Source organism: Actinomadura kijaniata NBRC 14229 (assembly GCF_001552175.1).
Classification (GTDB): Bacteria; Actinomycetota; Actinomycetes; order Streptosporangiales; family Streptosporangiaceae; genus Spirillospora; species Spirillospora kijaniata.
In genome coordinates this window covers 13601-33127 of sequence record NZ_BCQR01000035.1, presented here as the reverse complement: position 1 = coordinate 33127, position 19527 = coordinate 13601, and the positions used below count along the sequence as shown (strand labels likewise).

The window sequence follows — 19527 nt, the reverse complement described above, 5'->3', positions numbered from 1 at the left end:
CCCTCACGCTATCCCCGCACCCCGCCCCGGCACTCCTCCAGGGTGTCCAATCGGACCCGCCGCGTTCGCCGCCCCGGACATCCACCCCCGAACGGCCGCGACGGCGTCGGCGACCCGGTCGGCGGGGGCGACGGCCTCGTTCCACCCGGTGAAGAACCACACCCGCCCGCCATCCTCGGCACGGGCCCGGCAGGTGATCAGAACGGCCGGACGCTCCTGCGCCGCGCAGCATCCCGGCCCGTCCCCGACGACCCGCAGCCCGCCGCCGGTGAGCTCGGTCGCGAACCCACACCCGACCAACGCGCCCTGCAACACGACCAGCCGCTCCCGCACCACATCACTCATCCGAACGACCTCCCTGGTCGTAGGTATCGGGCTGCCCCCGAACACGCCCGCCCGGCTTCCGGAACCGGCACTCAGGGCCTCCTCGCCGTGGGGCCGATGCCGTTCCAGGCTTGGGCCTCACGCAGCGCGGCCACCAGCGCCTCGGGATCGGCGGCCTCCAGCAGCGGCGCGACCACGCCGCGCCGGGGCAACGCCCAGTAACGCCGGGTCGCGGGCCCCCACCAGATCACCCACGCGGGAAACTCCCGCCCCAGCCACGCCGCCATGGCGCGGCACTGCTGATCAAGAGGTTCGGTGGACGGACGGCGTGCGAACATGCGGGAACGCTAGGTCGCCCGGCGGACACGAAGGGACAGGATCGCTGTCCTCTTGTATCGGTCAGACCAGAACGCCGATGCGGTCTGCGAGGTCGCGGGCGTCGCGCCGCAGCGTGCCCGGCTCCCGCGCGAGTTCCAGCACGATCTGCTTGGCGTAGCCGTTGTAGCGGATCGTCTCCGGTGCCGCGACGTAGGCGTCCTGGAGGGTGCCCAACGCCGAACGCTTCTCTCCGCCGAGCTGCCAGGCCCGTGCCACCTCGATGAGGTGCCGCCCCCTCCGGGGCTGCGAGGGGATGCGGGCCGACGCGTGCGCCTCCGCTTGCCGTGTCGCCTCGCCCCTCTTGCGGGACTCGACCGCCACGGTCACCGCGTGAGCGCCCATGACGACCCGGCTGAAGGACGTCAGCGGCTCGTAGAAGTCCGCGGGCAGGGACTGGGCGACCCGGTCGGCCTCCTCCCACCAGCGCCACGCGACCGCGTCCTGCCCGACCCGCGCCGCCGTGTAGGCCGCCTCGTGGTGCAGCGCCCCCCACAGCGCCCGCAGCTCCGGCCCGGCGTCATCGACGCGGGGCTTCAACGCCTCCAGAGCCTCGCGGTTGGTGGACTCGGCGGCGTCGAAGTCCCCCGCGTCCCGGTGCGCCTGGACCGCCAGCCAGACCGCGCCCGCGAACGCGCACGGGTCCTCGCTCTCCTCGGCGGTCATGAGGGACCGCTCGACGACGCGCCACAGCAGATCGGCCGACGGCTGGTAGGCGACGAAGAACTGGGTCAGGTGGTAGGCGCCCGCCAGCAGGGCGAGCGCCCGCCGCCGTTCGGAGCCCTCATAGATCTTCGCGGCGTGCCTGGCATCGCGGATCAGCTCCGGCAGCAGCCCGCCCAGGACGGTCCGGTGGTCGGGCGCGGCGTGCCGGGCGCGCCACGCCGCGTCCACGCGTGCGCGCAGGTGGTCCAGCGACGGCGGCGGCCCGCTCACGGGCACGGCGACGGCGTTGATGGCGTCGCGGACCTCACCGAGCCGCGGATGCCCGGGTCCACGGAACATGTTGCGCGGCGCCCTCGGGTCCCCGACCAGCTCGGAGACGTCGCGGACGCGCAGCGCGTCGGCGATGTCGAGGAGGGCCGGGAGCTTCGGATCACCGATCTCGCCGCGCTCGACGGCCTTCAGCCACCGGGGTTTCTTGCCGACCAACCCGGCGAGGACCTCCCGCGACATGCCCCGGCGCTCACGCCAGTAGCGGATGCGTTCCCCCGTGGACAGGGCGGAGTGGGCCGGATCGACGTCACGGTCGTGCATGAGCCTCGCCTCTCCTGGACGGTCGCGTTCTCAGGCTACGAGGCGCTGACCCGTTCCGTCAGGGGGCTTGGGAGCGTTCGGCCGCGAGCGCCGCGAGCCGGTCCAGGGCGGTCTGGGAGGGGGTTCCGGCCGGGGCGGTGTAGGTGACCAGTTGCTGGTCGAGGGTGCCCGGCAGCAGCATGGCGACGTAGTCCAGCGTCAGCCTGCCCACCTCCGGGTGCCGGAACTCCTTGCGTCCCGCGCCGGGTCCCTTGACGTCCTGCCACGTCCACCACGTGCGGAACTCCTCGCTCCGCCCGGTCAGCTCCTCGATCAGCTCCCGGGTGGCCGGGTCGCCGGGGTCGCGGCCGGTGGCGGCGCGCAGGTGCGCGATGCCCTGCCGCGCCATCGTCTCCCAGTCGACGTAGAACGAGCGCGCCCGCGGGTCGCAGAAGGCGTACCAGACCAGGTTGCGGCGGGGCATCGCGGCGAAGTCGGCGACCAGCGCCGCCGCCATCGCGTTCCAGGCCAGCACGTCGAGACGGCCGTTGAGCACGTACGCCGGGACGGCGTCCAGCTGCTCCAGCAGCCGGCGCACGCCCGGCACCGCCTCCTCGTCCGCGCGCCGCCGCAGGGGCGCGGGCTCCGCGCGCGCCAGGCGGTAGAGGTGGTCGCGTTCGTCGGCGTCCAGCCGCAGCGCCCGCGCCAGCGCGTCCAGCACCGAGGGGGAGGGGCGCACGGGGTGGCCCTGTTCGAGCCGCATGTAGTAGTCGGGGCTGATCCCCGCGAGCTGCGCGACCTCGGCGCGCCGCAGCCCCGGCACGCGCCGCCGCCCGTAGGTGGGCAGCCCCACGGCCTCGGGCCGGAGCCGGTCGCGCCGCGACCGGAGGAAGTCGGCCATCTCTCGCATGCCCTCCAGTGTGCCTACTAGCACCGCCGTTACTAGCCTCCGGCGGGCTCTGGCAGCCCTTCCCTCCCGTCCCCGAGGCTGGAGGCGCTCCCGATCACGAGAAGAGGTGTTTCCGGCGTGCGCTACCGCACCCTGGGCCGGCGGGGCCCGGAAGTCTCGGTCATCGGATTCGGCGCGATGACCCTCGCCACCGGCATCTACGCCGACGTCGCCGAGGACGAGGCCGCCGCGGCCCTGCGCGCGGCCGTGGACGCCGGCGTCACGTTCGTCGACACCGCCGACATCTACGGGGCCGGTGCCAGCGAACGCCTCGTCGGCCGCGTGCTGGGGCCGCGCCGCGACGGGATCGTCCTGGCCACCAAGTTCGGCGGCGACCACGACGAGGAGGGCCGCCTCGTCCACGGCCTGGGCCGTCCCGAGTACGTCCGGCGCGCCCTGGAGGCGAGCCTGACCCGTCTCGGCACCGACCGCGTCGACCTGTACTACCTGCACCGCCTCGACCCGACCACCCCCGTCGAGGACACCGTCGGCGCGCTCGCCGAGCAGGTCGCCGCGGGGAAGATCGGCCACATCGGCCTGTCGGAGGTGTCGGCGGCCACCCTCCGCCGCGCCCACGCCGTCCACCCGATCACGGCGGTGCAGAGCGAGTACTCCCTGCTCACGCGCGACCCCGAGGACAGCGTCCTGGCCGCCTGCGCGGAACTCGGCGTCGGTTTCGTCGCCTACAGCCCCCTCGGCCGCGGCCTGCTCGGCGGCGCCGTCCGCTCGCGCGAGGACATGGGCGGCGGCGACTGGCGGCGCGGCAACCCGCGCTTCCAGGGCGACAACCTGGCCCGCAACGTCACCCTCGCCGACACCCTCGCCACCCTGGCCGCCGAGCAGGACGTCACCGCCGCCCAGCTCGCCCTGGCGTGGCTGCTGCGCAGGGGCGCGTTCCCCATCCCCGGCACCCGCCGCGCCGCCAACGCCAGGGCCAACGCCGCGGCCGCCGACCTGGACCTGCCCGCCGCCGTCTTCGACGAGCTCGAAGCGCGCGTCCCCCGCGACGCCGTGGCCGGACCCCAGGGCGACCAGAACTACCTGACCAACATCGACCGCTGATCAGTCCGCCGCGTCGTCGCGGACGACGGTCAGGGCGATCCACAGTTCCGCGCGGACGGCCGGGTCGTCCAGGTCGCGGCCCAGCAGCTCGGCGGCCCGGCGCATGCGGGTCCGCAGGGTGTGGCGGTGGATCCCCAGCGCGCGGGCCGCCGCCTCGCCCTGGCCGTTGGCCGTGATGTACGCGCGCAGCGACGGCACCAGGCCCTCGGCCTGGAGCGGGGCCAGCAGCGTGTCCGCGAACGCCCGCGCCAGGCCGGGGTCCAGCAGCCCCAGCACGCCCTGGCCGGGAAGGTCCTCGTACCGGACGACGCCCCGGCCCCGCCGCGCCGCCGCCAGCGCCCGTTCGGCCTGCCCGAGCGCCGTGCGCAGCCCGCCGGGCTCCGCACGTTCGGCGGGCGGGCTGACGCCCACCGGGCCGTGGTCGGCGGCCAGGGCGGCGACGTGGTCGGCCAGGGGCCCGGGTGTGATCACCGCGCAGGAGTCCGCCAGCGGGACCGCCAGGCAGCGGGCCCCGGCCGGGTCGGCGTGCAGCGCGTCCAGCACCGCCGTCCCGCCCGCGCACGCCAGCACGCGGAGCGGCGCGGGCGGCAGCGCCGGGCCGTGCGGGAGTCCGAGGAGCAGCGCGGCCAGCGTCGCGCGCAGGTCCCGGTCGGTGCGCGGGGTCTCCGACTGGAGGGTCAGCAGCGCCACCGCCGCGCCGACGATCGTGTGGGCCGGGTGGGGGAGCGGGTCGGGCGTCCCGACCGCGAGGAAGCCCGCCGGACGGCCGCTCACCCCGATGCTCTGCACGGTGACGTGGTCGTCCGGGCCGGAGAACGCGGCGCTGGACGGCGCCTTGCGCAGGCGTTCCAGCTCGGGCAGCAGGGCGGCGGCGCGGTCGCGGGCCGGGGCGGGCTCGGCGTGGCGCACCTCGCCGGAGGAGGACAGCAGCAGCGCCCAGCCGCCGAGCTCCCGGGCCAGGCGGGAGACCAGCGGCCCCGGCCCCTTCGACGCCGCGCGGGTCAGCTCCCGCTGGGCCTGGAACGCCCTGGTCACATCCTCGTACTGCTCGGCCGCCAGCATCCGCGACACCGCCTTGCCCACCGCGATGAACGGTGTCGCGCGCGGCACCTCCAGCAGCGGCAGCCCCTGCGCGCGGGCCGCCTCCAGCAGGGCTTCCGGGACCGTCCCGTGCGTCAGCCCGACGCCGAAGCCGAGGCCGACCACCCCCCGCGCCACCAGCCGCGCCACGTAGGCGGCGGCGTTGCCGGGTGTCAGCCGCATCCCCGTGGTCAGGACCAGCTCCCCGCCCTCCAGGAACGGCGTCGGGTCCTCCAGCTCGCTCACCGCCACCCACCGCACCCGCGCGTCCGGCACGTCGGTCAGCGCCCGCAGCCCGAGCGACGGCAACCCGGTCACGGTGGCGAGGGCAGGCGGCACGGCGGTCTCGCTTTCGATGTCCACGGTGGAAGGGTGAGCGGCGGGGATTCGCCGTTCCGTACGGTGCACAGCAGTGGGTCGCGAGCTTACCTTCGCGCCATGACCAGCGTCCCCATCACCGATGCCCCCGCCTCCGGGAACGCCGCGCGCCTTCCCCAGGAGCGCCGCGTCGTCACCGAGATCCCCGGTCCCCGCTCCCGGGAGCTCCAGGCCCGGCGCGCGGCGGCCGTGCCGCCCGGGGTGGGCAGCGTGCTGCCGGTGTACGTCACCGACGCCGGGGGCGGCGTGGTCGTGGACGCCGACGGCAACTCGCTGATCGACTTCGGGTCCGGCATCGCCGTCACCAACGTCGGCAACGCCAACCCCCGCGTCGTCGAGCGCGTGCGCGACCAGGTCGAGCGCTTCACCCACACCTGTTTCATGGTCACCCCGTACGAGTCCTACGTCGCGGTGTGCGAGGCGCTGAACCGGCTCACCCCCGGCGACCACGAGAAGCGCTCGTTCCTGGTCAACAGCGGCGCCGAGGCCGTCGAGAACGCCGTCAAGATCGCCCGGTACGCCACCGGGCGGCAGGCGGTCGTCGTCTTCGACCACGGCTACCACGGCCGCACCCTGCTGACGATGACGCTGACCGCCAAGAACATGCCCTACAAGCAGGGGTTCGGCCCCTACGCGCCCGAGGTCTACCGGATGCCGCTGGCCTATCCGTTCCGCTGGCCGACCGGGCCGGAGAACGCCGGGCCGGAGGCGGCGGCGCAGGCCGTCGACCAGATCACCAAGCAGATCGGGGCGGACAACGTCGCCGCGGTCGTGATCGAGCCGATCGCGGGCGAGGGCGGCTTCATCGAGCCCGCGCCCGGGTTCCTGCCCGCGATCGCGGAGTTCTGCGAGGCCAACGGGATCGTCTTCATCGCCGACGAGGTGCAGACCGGCTTCGCGCGGACCGGGGACCTGTTCGCCTGCGAGCACGAGGGGGTCGTCCCCGACATCGTGACCACGGCCAAGGGCATCGCGGGCGGCCTGCCGCTGGCGGGCGTCACCGGCCGCGCCGAGATCATGGACCGGGTGCACGGCGGCGGCCTCGGCGGCACCTACGGCGGCAACCCCCTCGCCTGCGAGGCCGCCCTCGCGGTGCTGGAGGAGATCGAGCGGGACGACCTGACCGGCAGGGCCCGCCGCATCGGCGAGATCATGCTGCCCCGGCTGCGCGCCCTGGCCGAGAGGCACCCGGCCATCGGGGACGTGCGCGGGCGCGGCGCGATGATCGCGATCGAGCTGGTCAGGCCCGGCACCAAGGAGCCCGACCCCGCGCTCACCGCCGAGGTCGCGCGCCGCTGCCACGCCGCGGGCCTGCTGGTCCTCACCGCGGGCACCTACGGCAACGTGCTGCGCTTCCTGCCCCCGCTGGTGATCCCCGAGCACCTCCTCGACGAGGGCCTGACCATCCTTGAGGAGGCGTTCGCCTCCTAGTCCCCGCGCCACAGGAGTCAGGCGGCGAAGGGTCGCCGACCGCCCGAAAGGGCCGTCGGCGACCCTTCGCTGCTTTTTTCGGTTTTTCGGCTATGGGTTCGGCGGCGAATTGGGTTGCTCCGTTACGAATCGGTGGTTGACCTGATCTCGTTTGGTTCCGTACGTTCTCTGTTCAACAACGTTTGGGTCCAAATTTCCCAGGAGTGGTGCGGACATGACCGTTTCCCCCGACCTGGTCCTGCTCAACGGTGAGATCCTCACCGCCGACCCCGCCTTCACCACCGCCCGGGCCGTGGCGCTCACCGGCGGCGCCGTCACCGCCGTCGGGACCACCGACGAGATCGCCGCCCTGGCCGGACCGCGCACCGAGGTGATCGACCTGCGCGGGCGCACCGCGCTGCCCGGCATCAACGACTCCCACCTGCACGGCTGCGCGTTCGGCCTGTCCCGGCCGCCGCTCGCGCTCGACCTCGGCTACCCCGCCGTCCGGTCCATCGCCGACATCCTGGCCGCCGTCCGGGACGCCGCCGCCCGCACCCCCGCGGGCCGGTGGATCCGCGGCAACGGCTGGGACGCCGCCTACCTCACCGACGGCCGCGCCCCCACCCGCCACGACCTGGACGCCGTCGCCCCCGGCCACCCCGTCTACCTCCAGGACTTCACCGGCCACCTGACGTTGACCAACACCAGGGGCCTGGAACTCGCCGGGATCACCGCCGACACCCCCGTCCCCGAGGGCGGCGTGATCCACACCGACGGCACCGGCGCCCCGAACGGCCTGCTCGCCGAGGGCGCGCAGGGGCTCCTGCAACGCCACCTGCCCGCCCACACCCGCGACGAGATCGAGCGGGGCGTCCGCAACGCCGTCGCCGCCCTCCACCGGGAGGGCATCACCAGCTACACCGAACCCGGCCTCGGCCCCGGCGGGACCGACCTGTTCGGCGGCGCGTCCGGTCAGCTCACCCTCGACGTCTACGCCGACCTGGCCCGCGCCGGCGGGCTGGAGGCCCGCGTCAGCGTCCTGCTGCTGCTCACCGGCATGAGCGGCTCGGCCGCCGACATCGCCAAGGGCCTCGCCGAGGCCGAGATCCCCCAGAACGTCGACCCGCGCGTCCTCAACGTCCTCGGCGTGAAGCTGTTCGCCGACGGCATCCCGCCCAACAAGACCGCCTGGGTCCGCGAGGAGTACCCCGGCGGCGGCTTCGGCTGCCTGTGCGTGCACGGCGAGGCCGACGCGCTGCGCGTCCGCGAGCTGACCGAGATGGTGCGCCTCGCCCACGAGGCCGGGCACCAGCTCGGCGTGCACGTGACCGGAGACCGCGCGATCGACGCCGTGGTGGACGCGTTCGAGGCGGCGCAGGCCGGGCACCCCCGCGACGACCCGCGCCACTACGTCATCCACGCCGACCTCGTCGGCCCGCAGAGCCTGCGCAAGCTCGCCGCGCACGGCTTCGGCGCGAACATGAACCCCGCGATCAAGTGGACGATCGCCGACGCCATGGCCGAGCTGCTCGGCCCGGAGCGCGCCGCCTACCAGTGGCCCGTCCGGTCCGCCCTGGACGCCGGGATCCCGGTCACCAGCAGCTCCGACGCCCCCGTCACCCACCCCAACTGGCGGCAGGGCGTCGCCGCGATGATCCTGCGCGAGGGCAAGGTCAGCGGTCGCCCCTACGGCCCCGAGGAACGCGTCGGGCTCGCCGACGCCGTCCGCGCCTACACCGTCCACGCCGCCTGGCAGGACTTCGCCGAGGAGTGGAAGGGCTCCCTCGAACCCGGCAAGGCCGCCGACGTCACCGTCCTCGACGGCACCCTCACCGAACTCGACCCGCACGACCTGCCCGACGTCCCGGTCGCCCTCACCGTCTTCGACGGCCGCGTCGTCCACTCCACCCTCTGAACCCCGCGAGTGAGGAACCCATGAACGGCAAGTTCCACCGCCTGACGGCGGCGGGCGTCGCGGGAGCGCTGCTCGCGGCCGCCGCCGCGTGCGGATCCGGGACCGGCGCGAACGGCCCCATCGTCGTCGGCTCGGTCAACACCCTCAGCGGCGCGGTCACCTTCCCCGAGGCGTCCCGGGCCGCCAGGGCCGTGTTCGACCGGGTCAACGCCCAGGGCGGCGTCAACGGCCGCAGGATCGAGTACGTGGCGGGCGACGACAAGGGCGACCCCGCCACCGCCGCCCAGACCGCCCGCGACCTCGCCCAGAACCGGCGGGCCGTCGCGCTGGCGGGCGGCGCGAGCCTGCTGGACTGCCAGGTCAACGGCCCCTTCTACCAGCAGACCGGCATCGTGTCGGTCCAGGGCACCGGCGTGGACCCCGGCTGCTTCAACTCCCCGAACATCTCCCCGGTCAACACCGGGCCGTTCCTCGGCACCACGCTCAGCCTCTATCACGCCTCCGAGAAGCTGGGCATGGACCGGTTGTGCGCCTTCTTCGCGATCATCGGCGGCACCGCCGACGCCTACCGGGACGGCGCCGCCCGCTGGTCGAAGATCACCGGGAAGAGGCTGCTGATCGACGACCGCAGCCTGTCGGCGTCCACCACCGACTTCACCCCCTACCTGCTGCGCGCCCGCGACGCGGGCTGCCAGGGCGTGTTCTTCAACGGCACCGAGCCCATGGCGGTCGGCTGGGTGAGGGCCGCCCAGGCCCAGAAGATCACCGGCATCCGGTGGCTGTTCCTGACCTCCACCTACACCGACCAGGCCGCCCGGGCGTTCGGCCCGGCGGGCAGGGACGTCGTCGCGCTGTCGGAGTTCGAGCCCTACAGCGACGAGGACTCGGCCGCCGCCAAGGACTGGCGGGCGCTGATGACCGAGCGGAACGTGCCGCTGACGTCGTTCGCGCAGGGCGGCTACCTGGCGGCCACCCACCTGGTGACCGTCCTCAAGGGCATCAGGGGCGACGTCACCCGCGACGCGGTGACCAAGGCGTTCAAGGGCCTCCGGCCGCTGCCGTCGCCGATGACCGGCACCCCGTTCGGGTTCGGCGGCGGCGACGCGCACGCCACCAACCTCGCGGGCAAGTTCGTCCGGCCGGGCAACGGGTCCTGGACCGTCCTGACCCCCGACTGGGTGCGGCTCCCCGATGCTTGACGGAGCCGTCGCGGGGCTGGCCGGAGGCGGCGCGTACGCGGCGCTCGGCCTGTGCCTGACCCTGATGTTCCGCCTGGTGCGGGTGGTGAACTTCGCCCAGGCCGCGATCGGCGTCATCGGCGTCTACGGCATGGCCCTGCTGGCCGACGCCGGACTGCCCTACGCGCTCGCCGCCCCGGCCGGGCTGCTGGCGGCCGGGCTGGTCGCGGCCGCCCTCGGCTGGATCATGGCGCGCTGGTTCGCCGAGGCCGGGGCCGACCAGCGCTCCGCCATCGCGATCGCGTTCCTGGTGGGGCTGCTGGCGGTGTCGTTCCTGGCGTTCGGCACGCACCCGCGCCGCGTCCCCGGACCGTTCGGCGGGGCGCTGCTGACGGTCGGCGGCGTCACCGTCACCCGGGCGGCGGCGGTGTGCGCGCTGCTGGCCCCGGCCCTCGCGGCCGGCGCGCACCTGCTGCTCACCCGCACCGCCGTCGGCCTGCGGCTGCGCGCCCTGTCGGAACGGCCCACCACCGCCGAACTCCTCGGCATCCCCTCGCGCCGCCTGGCCGTCGGGACGTGGGCGGCGACCGGCGCGCTGGCCGCCGCCGTGCTGATGGTGGTCGCGCCGCAGCAGTCCGCCGACCAGAGCTCGCTGGCCCTCATGGTCATCCCCGCCTGCACGGCCGCGCTGGTCGGCGGGTTCCGGAGCCTGACCGGAACGGTCGCCGGAGGTCTCGGCCTCGGCGTCATGCAGGGCGTGCTCGCGCACGTGGAGGACCTCCAGCAGTACCGGGACGCGGTGCCGTTCGCGGTGATCCTGGCGATCCTCGTCTGGTCCCAGCGGCGGGAGGTGTGGGATGCCGCACGTTGAGATGCCGCACGTCGAGATACGGCGCGCCGACCTGCTCACCGGCGGAGCCGTCCTCGCGGTGATCGCCGTCGCGGCGGTGGCGCTGCCCGGGTACTGGCTGTTCCTGGCGACGTCGGCGCTGGTGGCGGCGATCGCGCTGCGCGGCCTCGGCGTCGTCGGGCAGGCGGGCATGAACTCGCTGTGCCAGCTGTCGTTCGCGGCCGTCGGCGCCTGGACCGTCGCCAGGCTGAACGTCATGGCCGCGCCCGGCGGCCTGGTCCTGTGGGTGGCGGCCGGCGGGCTGGCGGCGGTGCCGTTCGGCGCGCTGATCGGGCTGCCCGCGCTGCGGCTGCGCGGCGTGCACCTGGCCGTGGTCACGCTCGGCTTCGCCGCGACCGCCGACGTGGTGGTCGCGGCGCTGCGGTTCCCCGGCGCGACCACGTTCCAGCAGGTGCCGCGGCCCGGCCCCATCGCCACCGACCGGGGCTACTTCGTGTTCGCGGCGCTGGTGTTCGCGCTGGTCTGCGGAGCGCTGTGGCTGGTGGACCGCACCCGGGCCGGCGCGGCCTGGCGGGCGGTCCGGTTCTCCGAACGCGCCACGGCCGCCGCCGGGACGAGCGTCGCGCGGACCAAGCTGACGGCGTTCGCGGCGAGCGCGTTCGCCGCGGGCGTGGCGGGCGGCGTGCTCGCCGGGCAGATCGGCACCGTCACCGCGCAGAACTTCCAGACGATCAACTCCCTCGCCCTGTTCGTGGTCGCGGTGATGGCCGGGTCCCGGTACGCGGGCGGGGCGCTGTTCGGCGGGCTGCTGATGACGTTCGTGCCGGAGGTCCTCAAGCGGCTCGGCGTCCCGCAGGACTGGGCGAACGTGCTGTTCGCGGCCGGCGCGGTCCAGGCGCTGACGCAGGGCGCCAGTGTCAGCGAGGGCCTCGCCCGCAGGCTGCGCGCCCGCCGCCCCGCGCCGCCCGCCGCGGCCGTTCCGCGCGGGGAGGCGGCGAAGGCCCCGCCCGGTGGCGGGCCGCTCCTGACCGTGACGGGCCTGACCGTCCGGTACGGGAAGGTCACCGCGCTCCAGGACGTGGACCTGACCGTCCCCGAGGGCACCGTCATGGGCCTGATCGGGCCGAACGGCGCGGGCAAGTCCACCCTCACCGACGCGCTGTCGGGCTTCCTCCCCGGGGCCACCGGCCAGATCACCCTGGCCGGGAGGCGCCTGGACGGCCTGCCCGTCCACCGCCGCGCGGCGCACCTGCGGCGCACGTTCCAGCAGGACCGGGTCCCGACCGGGCTGACCGTCGGCGCCTACCTGCGCTTCGCCGCCCGCCGGAGGGTGGGGCGCGGCGAGGTGGCGGAGGTCTGCGCCTTCCTCGGCTGCCCGCCGCCGGACCGGCACGTGGGCGACCTCGACGTCGGCAGCCGCCGGCTGCTGGAGGTCGCCGCCGCGCTGCTGGCCCGGCCGCGGCTGGTCGTCCTCGACGAGCCCGCCGCCGGGCTCACCCACGCCGACTCCCTGGCGCTGGCCGACCGGCTGGCCGAGGTGCCCGCCCGGTACGGCGCGTCGGTGCTGCTGATCGAACACGACCTCGACATGGTCCGCCGGGCCTGCGCCCACGTGGCCGTCCTCGACTTCGGCCGGGTCATCGCGGCGGGCCCGCCCGCCGCGACCCTGGCCGAGCCCGAGGTCGCCCGCGCCTACCTGGGAGACGAGGCGGCCCTCGCATGACACTCGAACTCAGCGGCGTCGCGGTCGCGCGCGGGGCCGCGCCCGTCGTCCGCGACATCGACCTGACCGCCCCGCCCGGCGCGGTGACCGTGCTGCTCGGCCCGAACGGCGCGGGCAAGACGACCCTGCTGGAGGCGGTCGCGGGCGTGCTGCCGTTCGCCGCCGGGAACGCCGTCCTCGACGGCGCCGACCTGGCCGGACTGGACCGGGTGGCCCGCGCGCGACGCGGCCTCGCCCTGGTCGAGCAGGGCCGGACGGTGTTCTCCGCGCTGACCGTCGCCGAGAACGTCCGCGTCGTCAACGGCTCCGCCGACGCCCTCGACCGCGCCGTGGAACTCTTTCCCGAGCTGGGCAGACGCCTCGACGTCGCCGCCGGGCTGCTGTCGGGCGGCGAGCAGCAGATGGTCGTGCTCGCCCGCGCCCTGGCCACGGGCCCGAAGGTGCTGCTGATCGACGAGATGTCGCTCGGCCTCGCCCCGGTGATCGTGCGGCGGCTGCTGCCCGCCGTGCGGGCGCTCGCCGACGGCGGCGTGACCGTGCTGCTGGTGGAGCAGTTCGCCACGCTCGCCCTGGAGATCGCCGACTCCGCGCACGTGCTGGCGGGCGGCGCGCTGACCTACTCCGGCCCGCCCGGACCGCTGCGCGCCTCGCCCGGACGCCTGCACGCCGCCTACCTTGGCGAGACCCCCACGGAGGAGCCCTGACATGGAGGAACGCGTCTACCTGATCACCGGCGGCGGCAGCGGGATCGGCGCGGCCGTCGCGCACGGCGCCCGCGCCGCCGGGGCCCGCGCCGTGATCTGCGGCCGCCGCCGGGACGCCCTGGAGCGGGTCGCCGCCGCGTCCGGGGCCGACGCCCGCGTCGCCGACGTGACCTCGCCGGAGGCGGTGGCCGCCCTGGTCGCCGAGGTCGTGGACGCCCACGGGCGGCTGGACGGCGTGGTCGCCAACGCCGGGACCATGCGGCCCGGGGCCGTCCTCGACCTGACCGCGCAGGACTGGCAGGCCAGCCTGGACACCAACCTGACCTCGGTGTTCCACCTGGCCAGGGCCACGCTGCCGCACCTGGTCGCGGCGCGGGGCGCGTTCGTGGCGGTCTCCTCGATCGCCGCGCTGCGCGCCTCGACCGGCGCGGCGGCCTACGCCGTCTCCAAGGCGGGCCTGACGACGCTCACCCGCAGCATCGCCGTCGACTACGGCGGGCAGGGCGTGCGCGCCAACGTCGTGTGCCCCGGCTGGATCCGCACCGAGATGGCCGACGCGGAGATGCGCGCGTTCGGCGACCCCCTCGACCTGGACGTCGACGAGGCGTACGCCGAGGTCACCCAGCTCGTCCCGCAGGGCCGCCCCGGGACGCCGGAGGAGGCCGCCGCCGCCGTGCTGTGGCTGCTCGGCCCGCACGCTTCCTACGTCAACGGCGCGGTGCTGACGGTGGACGGCGGCACGGTCCTGCCCGATCCGGGCACGATCCCGTTCGACTACGAGGTGCGGCCCAGGTCGTAGAGGTCGGCGAGGATCTCGTAGGAGCGGCGGCGGTCGGCGTGGTCGAAGACCATCGTCGTCACCATGACCTCGTCGGCCGCCGTGCGCTTGACCAGCAGGTCCATCTGCTGCCGCACCGCCTCCGGGCCGCCCACCACCTGCGCGGCGATCCGCGACTCGATGATGTCGCGCTCCAGCGGCGTGTACGGGTGGTTCGCGGCCTCCTCCGGCGTCGGCAGCGGGCCGGGCCGCCCCTGCCGCAGCCGCAGGAACGACAGCGCCTGCGGCTGCGCCAGCTCACGCGCCCGGTCGTCCTCGTCGGCCGCCGTCACCGACACGGCGATCATCGCGTAGGGCTCGTCCAGGTCGGCCGACGGCCGGAACGACTCGCGGTACATCTCCAGCGCCGGAAGCGTGTTCTCGGCGCTGAAGTGGTGCGCGAACGCGAACGGCAGCCCCAGCAGCCCCGCCAGCCGCGCGCTGTACCCGCTGGACCCCAGCAGCCACACCGGCGGCCGGTTGCCCGCCGCCGGGGTGACGTCGCTGCGCGGCTCGAAGTAGCCGCGCAGCTCGTGGACCTGCTCGGGGAAGTCGTCCACCGACAGGGCCTCGGGGGAGCGGCGCAGCGCCAGCGCCGTCTTCTGGTCGGTGCCCGGCGCGCGGCCCAGCCCCAGGTCGATCCGCCCCGGGTACAGGGCCTCCAGCGTCCCGAACTGCTCGGCGACCACCATCGGCGCGTGGTTGGGCAGCATGATCCCGCCGGACCCGATCCGCATCCGCTCGGTGACCGCCGCGACCTGCCCGATCAGCACGGACGTCGCGGCCGAGGCGATGCCCGGCATCGTGTGGTGCTCGGCCAGCCAGTAGCGGTGGTAGCCGAGCCGTTCGGTGTGCCGGGCCAGGTCGAGGGTGTTGCGGAGCGCCTGCGCGGAGGTGGACCCGCTGGCGACGGGCGCGAGATCGAGCACGGAGAAGGGAACGGTCATGAACCTTTCCAACCCCGCCCGCCTGCCCGTTCTTCCTTCGTTGGACGAGCGGAGGATCACAGGAGCAGCCCTGGTCGCCCGACGGCGACTGCCCGGTGCCGTTACGGTCGAATGGTCCGCCGCCGCGCCACGGCCGCGTCGGTCGGCCCGCGCCCGGACCACCGGCCCCCGCACAGCCGCGCACCGGACCCGGAAGGCCCTGACCCCGGCTCAGTAGTGGGTGCCGTAACCGTCGCCCTGCCCGCCGTAGGGGCTGCTGGTCACCGTGTGCGTGGGCTGCGGGCTGTGCGTCTCGTACCCGCCGCCGTTCCCGTCGGAGGCCAGCAGGCGGGGCAGGAGAAGGAGCAGCGCCAGCGCCCCGGCCAGCAGCAGCGCGACCACCGAGGCGGCGATCACCCACCGCAGCCCCGAGCCCTTCCGCGCCCGGGGCGCCGGGGGAGGCCAGGTCGCCTCGCCGTGCGGCGGCCGTCGCGCCATGGGGTAGCCCCCGGCCGGAGGCGGGGTGTGCGGCGGCAGCGGCGTCCGCGGCATCTGGGGCGGCGGGGTCGGGGCGCCGCCCCAGTCGGCCCGGCCCCCGGCGGGGCTGGTCCGGCCGCGTTCCCCGAACGACAGGTCCGACGGGTCCGTCGTCGTCCCTCCGGAGGAGCGCGTCGCGGCGTCGGACTGCCGCAGCTCCGCCAGCTTGCGCCCCTCCACCAGGACCTCCCGCGGGATCGCCTGGAGCTCGGCCGAGGGCGGCGCGGCGGCGGGCGGCTGCGGCGGCGTCAGGTCCTTGCCCAGCAGCCACAGCAGCACCTGCGCCGCGTCGGGCCGCCGTTTCGGGTCCTTGGCCAGGCACAGCGCGGCGATCTCCCGGAGGCGGCCGGTGAGGTCGCCGAGGTCGGGCTCGTCGTTGAGGATCCGGTTGATCACGGCGGGCAGCGAGTCCGCGCCGAACGGCGGGGCGCCGGTCGCCGTGAACACCACGGTCGCCGCCCAGGCGAACACGTCGATGGGCGGGGCCGCCGACTCGGCCCGCACCTGCTCGGGGGCCATGTACAGCGGGGTGCCGATCATCCGGGTGGTCTGGGTGGACACGTCCAGCGCCCGCGCGATCCCGAAGTCGATCACCCGTGCGCCGGACGGGCCGAGCAGCACGTTCTGGGGTTTGAGGTCGCGGTGCACGATGCCCCGCTGGTGGATCGCCACCAGCGCGGTCGCCATGCCGATCGCCACGCGCTGCAGCTCGCCGCCCGTCAGCGGGCCGTGCTCGGTGACCTGCCGGTACAGCGACGGGCCCGGCACGTACTCGCTGACGATGAACGGCCGCCCGTCCTGCATCCCCACGTCCAGGACCCGCGCGGTGCAGAAGTCGTCCACCTGCATCGCGACCTCGAACTCCCGCATGAACCGCATCCGCGCGGTCTCGCTCTCGGCCGCCTCCGCGCCGAGCAGCTTGACCGCCGCCTGCTCCCCGGCGTCCCCGCGCCGCCCCAGGTAGACGGTGCCCTGCCCGCCCTCTCCGAGCCTGCCGAGCAGGTGGTAGTCGCCCAGCCGGACCGGGTCGTCCCTGCGCAGTGCCGCCACTGCCATGCTCCGTGCCCCTGTTCCCGCCGGACGTCACGTTCCCCGTGGGCCGCCGTCGGCGAGGTGCCCGACGTTCCGAGCGGCCGGCCCGGCGCTCATACCCCTACGATGCGCGCCCCTCCGGGCGGGTTCGGTCCCGGGAAAAGGTCATCTTCCTGCGGGAACGCCGCGCGGCGTGCGGGGCGCCGCACGAGGGGGCGGATTCTGCCAAGGTGGAAGGGGCCCGCAGACGGGCGCCGGACGACGAAGGGGAGACCCGGCCATGGCCAAGCTGGACGACACCGCCCGTGCCGAGTTGCGTCAGGCGTTCGACGACTTCGACGCCGACTCCGACGGAACGGTCAGCTTCGACGAGATGCGGCGGGCGGTCGCCGCGCTCGGCATGAACGCGCCCGAGGACCTGCTGCGCGAGCTGTTCGCCGAGGCCGACACCGACGGCGACGGGCGGCTGGACTTCGAGGAGTACCTCGGCCTGTTCGGGGGGCTGCCCGCCTCCTGACCCCGCGAACGGGCGACGCCCCGCCCGGGGACCGGACGGGGCGTCGGGGGCGAGAGCGTCACTTGCGCAGGTCGAGACCGATCAGCACCGGGTCGTGGTCGCTGGAGCGGTACGCGTCGGGCGCGTACATCTCCGGCGGGTTGAACTCGGTGTTGTAGTCCATGATCGTCGGCTCGTCGCTGTTGACGTGCCAGATCGTCGCGCCGGTGACCCGCTTGGCCAGGCTCCTGGCCGCCAGCACGTGGTCCAGCTCGCCGGACTGGCCCTGGAACACGTAGCTGTAGCGCTGCTCCCGGCGGACGAACCGCTCGGTCTGGCTGGCCAGGCCCGCCGCCTTCAGGGTCTTGATCGGGTCCTCGGCGGAGTAGGCGTTCAGGTCGCCGAGCACGATCGGGTTGCGCAGCCCCCGGGCCAGGTCGGCGATGGCCTTGGCCTGGGTGACGCGGCGGGCGTTCCAGCAGCCCTGGCCGTCGCCCTGGTCGGCGTCCGGGCCGGTCGCGCCGCCGCAGCCCTTGGACTTGAAGTGGTTGACGACCATGGTGAACGGCACGCCGCCGCCCACCTTCTGGAACGTCTGCACCAGCGGCGGGCGCTCGAATACCGGGGCGTCGGAGGAGGAGGGCGCGCCGACCGGCCTCACCTTGGCGGGCTTGTAGATCATCGTGACGTGGATCTCGTCGGTGCCCGGCTTGGGGTGCTTCACCCAGGTGTAGGTGTCGGCGCCGACGGCGGCGTTCAGCCGGTCCACCAGGGCCTTGATCGCGGTGTCGCCGTTGTTCTCGACCTCCATGAGGCCGACGACGTCGGCGTTCAGGCCCTTGAGGGCGGAGACGAGCTTGGCGATCTGGCGTTCCTGCTCGGCCGTGGAGTTGGCGCCGCGCTTGTTGAGCGTGGTGAACCAGTTGAGGGTGTTGAAGCTGGCGACACGGACCTCGCCGCCGACCGGCCCCGGCTTCTTCGGGCGCGGGTTGGCGGGCGCGAAGCGCGGCGACCCCACCGGCTGCACGCGGTAGGCGTTGAACGCCTCCTGCATCACGCCGGTGAGCCCGGTGACCGTGTCGCCGGTGCGCGGCACGCGGCCCTTCCGGCTGAACGGCACCGGCTTGGGGTTCTGCACGGTGGAGCCGTCGTCCAGCAGCACGCGGCGGGCGTCGTTCCCCGCCTGGGTGTCGCCGTGGCCCTCGGTCGGCTGGAAGAGCCGCCCGCCCTGCGACACGGCGATCTCGCCGTACCGGCCGAGCCCGTAGGTCTCGGTGGCGGTGAGCTTCTGCGGGAAGCGCACCAGGACGCCCTCGTACCGCTCCAGGGTCGCGCCCTTGGCGAGCGGGAGCCGCACCTTGGCGGGGGCGACCTCGCCGGTCCCGCACACGTCGACGGCGGTGACCGGCGACAGCTCGGTCAGCTTGTTGAACTCGACCACCTTGCCGGTGACCAGCACGCGGTCACCGGGCTTGACGTCCTGCGTCGAGTAGACGAACAGGCCGTCGGAGGTCGCGGGGTCCGCGTCGGGGGTGGGGTCCTGGACGAAGAAGCCCTTGAGCTGGTTCGCCTGCTGGAAGTCCCCGGTGACGACGCCCTCGACGCGGACGGTCTGTCCGGCGAGCGGGGAGGCGTTGCCGTCGCCCTGGACCTGGGCGATCTGGTGGGTGGCGGGCACGGCGCAGGGGCCGGGCTCCGCCTGGGCCGCCCCGGTGCCGGTCGCGGTGACCAGACCGGCGGCCAGGACGGTCGTGAATGCTGCTGCTGTTCGGCGCATGCGCGCGAGCGTAGGGCCGCCGCACCCCCCGAGGATGGCGTAATCGTGAAGACTCCACCAATTTGTAATTGATTGGGGTGATTGAGGGAGATATCGGGCTTCCGGTCAGGGGGCGATCGCCCGTACGGCCATCGCCGTGACCGTGTCGGCGTAGGCGTGGGTCAACGGGCCGGTGCGCAGCATCCAGCGGTAGAACAGCGGCGCGTAGAACATCTCGACCGCCGCCGGCAGGTCGACGCCGGGGGCGGCCTGACCGGCGCGCTGGGCGGCGCGCAGCCGTTCCGCGGTCGCCTCCAGCTGCGGGCCGAGGAGGCGCTCCAGCATGTCGGCGGCCAGGCGCGGATCGTTGTTGACCTCGTTGCCGAGGGCGCGGGTCATGCGGTCCAGCACCGGGTCGTTGAACTCGTCGACGATCGCGCGCAGCACCGTCCGCATGTCGGCGGCCAGATCCCCGGTGTCGGGCAGCGCCGGGCCCTCCTGCCGCGCCTCGTGCAGCAGCGCGTCGAACATCACCGCGCCCTTGGACGGCCACCAGCGGTAGATCGTCTGCTTGCCGACCCCGGCCCGCGCCGCGATCGCCTCGATCGTCAGCCTGGGATATCCGACCTCGAAGACCAGCTCGCGGGTGGCGGTGAGGATCGCGCGGCGGGACCGTTCGCTGCGCCGCCCCGGATCGGGCCCCCGGCCCGGGGCGTCACTGGAGGGTGATCGCGTCATGACCCGAACCTACCCCCAAACGAACCGAGACGTCTCGT

The 19527-nt window shown here is 74.6% G+C and carries 18 protein-coding genes; 9 read left to right on the top strand and 9 right to left on the bottom strand.

Features of this window, described 5'->3' with window-relative positions:
- Nucleotides 1-3: 3 nt before the first annotated feature.
- The 4 genes from AKI01S_RS12920 to AKI01S_RS12905 all read right to left on the bottom strand — a co-directional run bounded on the left by AKI01S_RS12920 (nt 4) and on the right by AKI01S_RS12905 (nt 2845).
- Nucleotides 4-345, bottom strand: a complete 342-nt coding sequence (locus AKI01S_RS12920; protein WP_157419806.1) for a hypothetical protein — start codon at nt 343-345, stop codon at nt 4-6.
- A gap of 71 nt (nt 346-416) precedes the next feature.
- A complete protein-coding gene (locus tag AKI01S_RS12915; protein WP_157419805.1) occupies nt 417-662 on the bottom strand; it encodes a hypothetical protein in 246 nt (81 codons plus the stop codon).
- 61 nt (nt 663-723) lie between these two features.
- Nucleotides 724-1956 (bottom strand): helix-turn-helix domain-containing protein, encoded by a 1233-nt coding sequence (locus tag AKI01S_RS12910; protein ID WP_067815664.1) that lies wholly within the window; start codon nt 1954-1956, stop codon nt 724-726.
- Between the two features lie 58 nt (nt 1957-2014).
- Nucleotides 2015-2845 (bottom strand): helix-turn-helix domain-containing protein, encoded by an 831-nt coding sequence (locus tag AKI01S_RS12905; RefSeq protein ID WP_157419804.1) that lies wholly within the window; start codon nt 2843-2845, stop codon nt 2015-2017.
- Between the two features lie 117 nt (nt 2846-2962).
- Here AKI01S_RS12905 and AKI01S_RS12900 point away from each other — a divergent pair, with 117 nt between their 5' ends.
- Nucleotides 2963-3946, top strand: coding sequence for an aldo/keto reductase (locus AKI01S_RS12900; protein WP_067815661.1), 984 nt, complete (start codon nt 2963-2965; stop codon nt 3944-3946).
- Here AKI01S_RS12900 and AKI01S_RS54235 read toward each other — a convergent pair whose 3' ends face one another.
- Nucleotides 3947-5389, bottom strand: a complete 1443-nt coding sequence (locus tag AKI01S_RS54235; protein ID WP_281186072.1) for a PucR family transcriptional regulator — start codon at nt 5387-5389, stop codon at nt 3947-3949.
- A gap of 75 nt (nt 5390-5464) precedes the next feature.
- Between AKI01S_RS54235 and gabT the strand changes: the two genes are divergently transcribed.
- The 7 genes from gabT (at nt 5465) to AKI01S_RS12860 (ending at nt 13986) form a co-directional block, all read left to right on the top strand.
- A complete protein-coding gene (gene gabT / locus AKI01S_RS12890) occupies nt 5465-6835 on the top strand; it encodes a 4-aminobutyrate--2-oxoglutarate transaminase (protein WP_067815659.1) in 1371 nt (456 codons plus the stop codon).
- Nucleotides 6836-7049: 214 nt separating this feature from the next.
- The gene (locus tag AKI01S_RS12885; RefSeq protein WP_067815657.1) at nt 7050-8732 is read left to right on the top strand and encodes an amidohydrolase; all 1683 of its coding nucleotides are present in this window, start codon (nt 7050-7052) and stop codon (nt 8730-8732) included.
- A 20-nt stretch (nt 8733-8752) separates the two neighbouring features.
- Entirely contained in the window at nt 8753-9931 is a 1179-nt protein-coding gene (locus tag AKI01S_RS12880; protein ID WP_067815655.1) for an ABC transporter substrate-binding protein, read from the top strand.
- A complete protein-coding gene (locus AKI01S_RS12875; protein ID WP_067815652.1) occupies nt 9924-10781 on the top strand; it encodes a branched-chain amino acid ABC transporter permease in 858 nt (285 codons plus the stop codon). Before AKI01S_RS12880 ends, AKI01S_RS12875 begins: the two co-directional genes overlap by 8 nt.
- Complete coding sequence (locus tag AKI01S_RS12870; protein ID WP_218009656.1) at nt 10768-12483, top strand: branched-chain amino acid ABC transporter ATP-binding protein/permease; 1716 nt, start codon at nt 10768-10770, stop codon at nt 12481-12483. Before AKI01S_RS12875 ends, AKI01S_RS12870 begins: the two co-directional genes overlap by 14 nt.
- Entirely contained in the window at nt 12480-13187 is a 708-nt protein-coding gene (locus tag AKI01S_RS12865; protein WP_067815646.1) for an ABC transporter ATP-binding protein, read from the top strand. Before AKI01S_RS12870 ends, AKI01S_RS12865 begins: the two co-directional genes overlap by 4 nt.
- A 1-nt stretch (nt 13188) precedes the next feature.
- Complete coding sequence (locus AKI01S_RS12860; protein ID WP_067815643.1) at nt 13189-13986, top strand: SDR family NAD(P)-dependent oxidoreductase; 798 nt, start codon at nt 13189-13191, stop codon at nt 13984-13986.
- Here AKI01S_RS12860 and AKI01S_RS12855 read toward each other — a convergent pair.
- Both AKI01S_RS12855 and AKI01S_RS12850 read right to left on the bottom strand, forming a co-directional pair.
- A complete protein-coding gene (locus AKI01S_RS12855) occupies nt 13962-14951 on the bottom strand; it encodes an LLM class flavin-dependent oxidoreductase (RefSeq protein ID WP_067815640.1) in 990 nt (329 codons plus the stop codon). The two genes, AKI01S_RS12860 and AKI01S_RS12855, sit on opposite strands and share 25 nt — an antisense overlap.
- A gap of 210 nt (nt 14952-15161) precedes the next feature.
- Nucleotides 15162-16523: a serine/threonine-protein kinase gene (locus AKI01S_RS12850; protein ID WP_083999463.1), complete on the bottom strand. Its 1362-nt coding sequence runs from the start codon at nt 16521-16523 to the stop codon at nt 15162-15164.
- A gap of 256 nt (nt 16524-16779) precedes the next feature.
- On the opposite strand from AKI01S_RS12850, the gene AKI01S_RS51680 reads away from it, so the two are divergent.
- Complete coding sequence (locus tag AKI01S_RS51680) at nt 16780-17016, top strand: EF-hand domain-containing protein (protein WP_067815634.1); 237 nt, start codon at nt 16780-16782, stop codon at nt 17014-17016.
- A 58-nt stretch (nt 17017-17074) separates the two neighbouring features.
- On the opposite strand, the gene AKI01S_RS12840 is transcribed toward AKI01S_RS51680, so the two are convergent.
- On the bottom strand, nt 17075-18772 hold the full coding sequence (locus AKI01S_RS12840) for an ExeM/NucH family extracellular endonuclease (RefSeq protein ID WP_067815631.1): 1698 nt from the start codon (nt 18770-18772) through the stop codon (nt 17075-17077).
- Between the two features lie 105 nt (nt 18773-18877).
- A complete protein-coding gene (locus tag AKI01S_RS12835) occupies nt 18878-19489 on the bottom strand; it encodes a TetR/AcrR family transcriptional regulator (RefSeq protein ID WP_067815628.1) in 612 nt (203 codons plus the stop codon).
- Between the last annotated feature and the right edge of the window lie 38 nt (nt 19490-19527).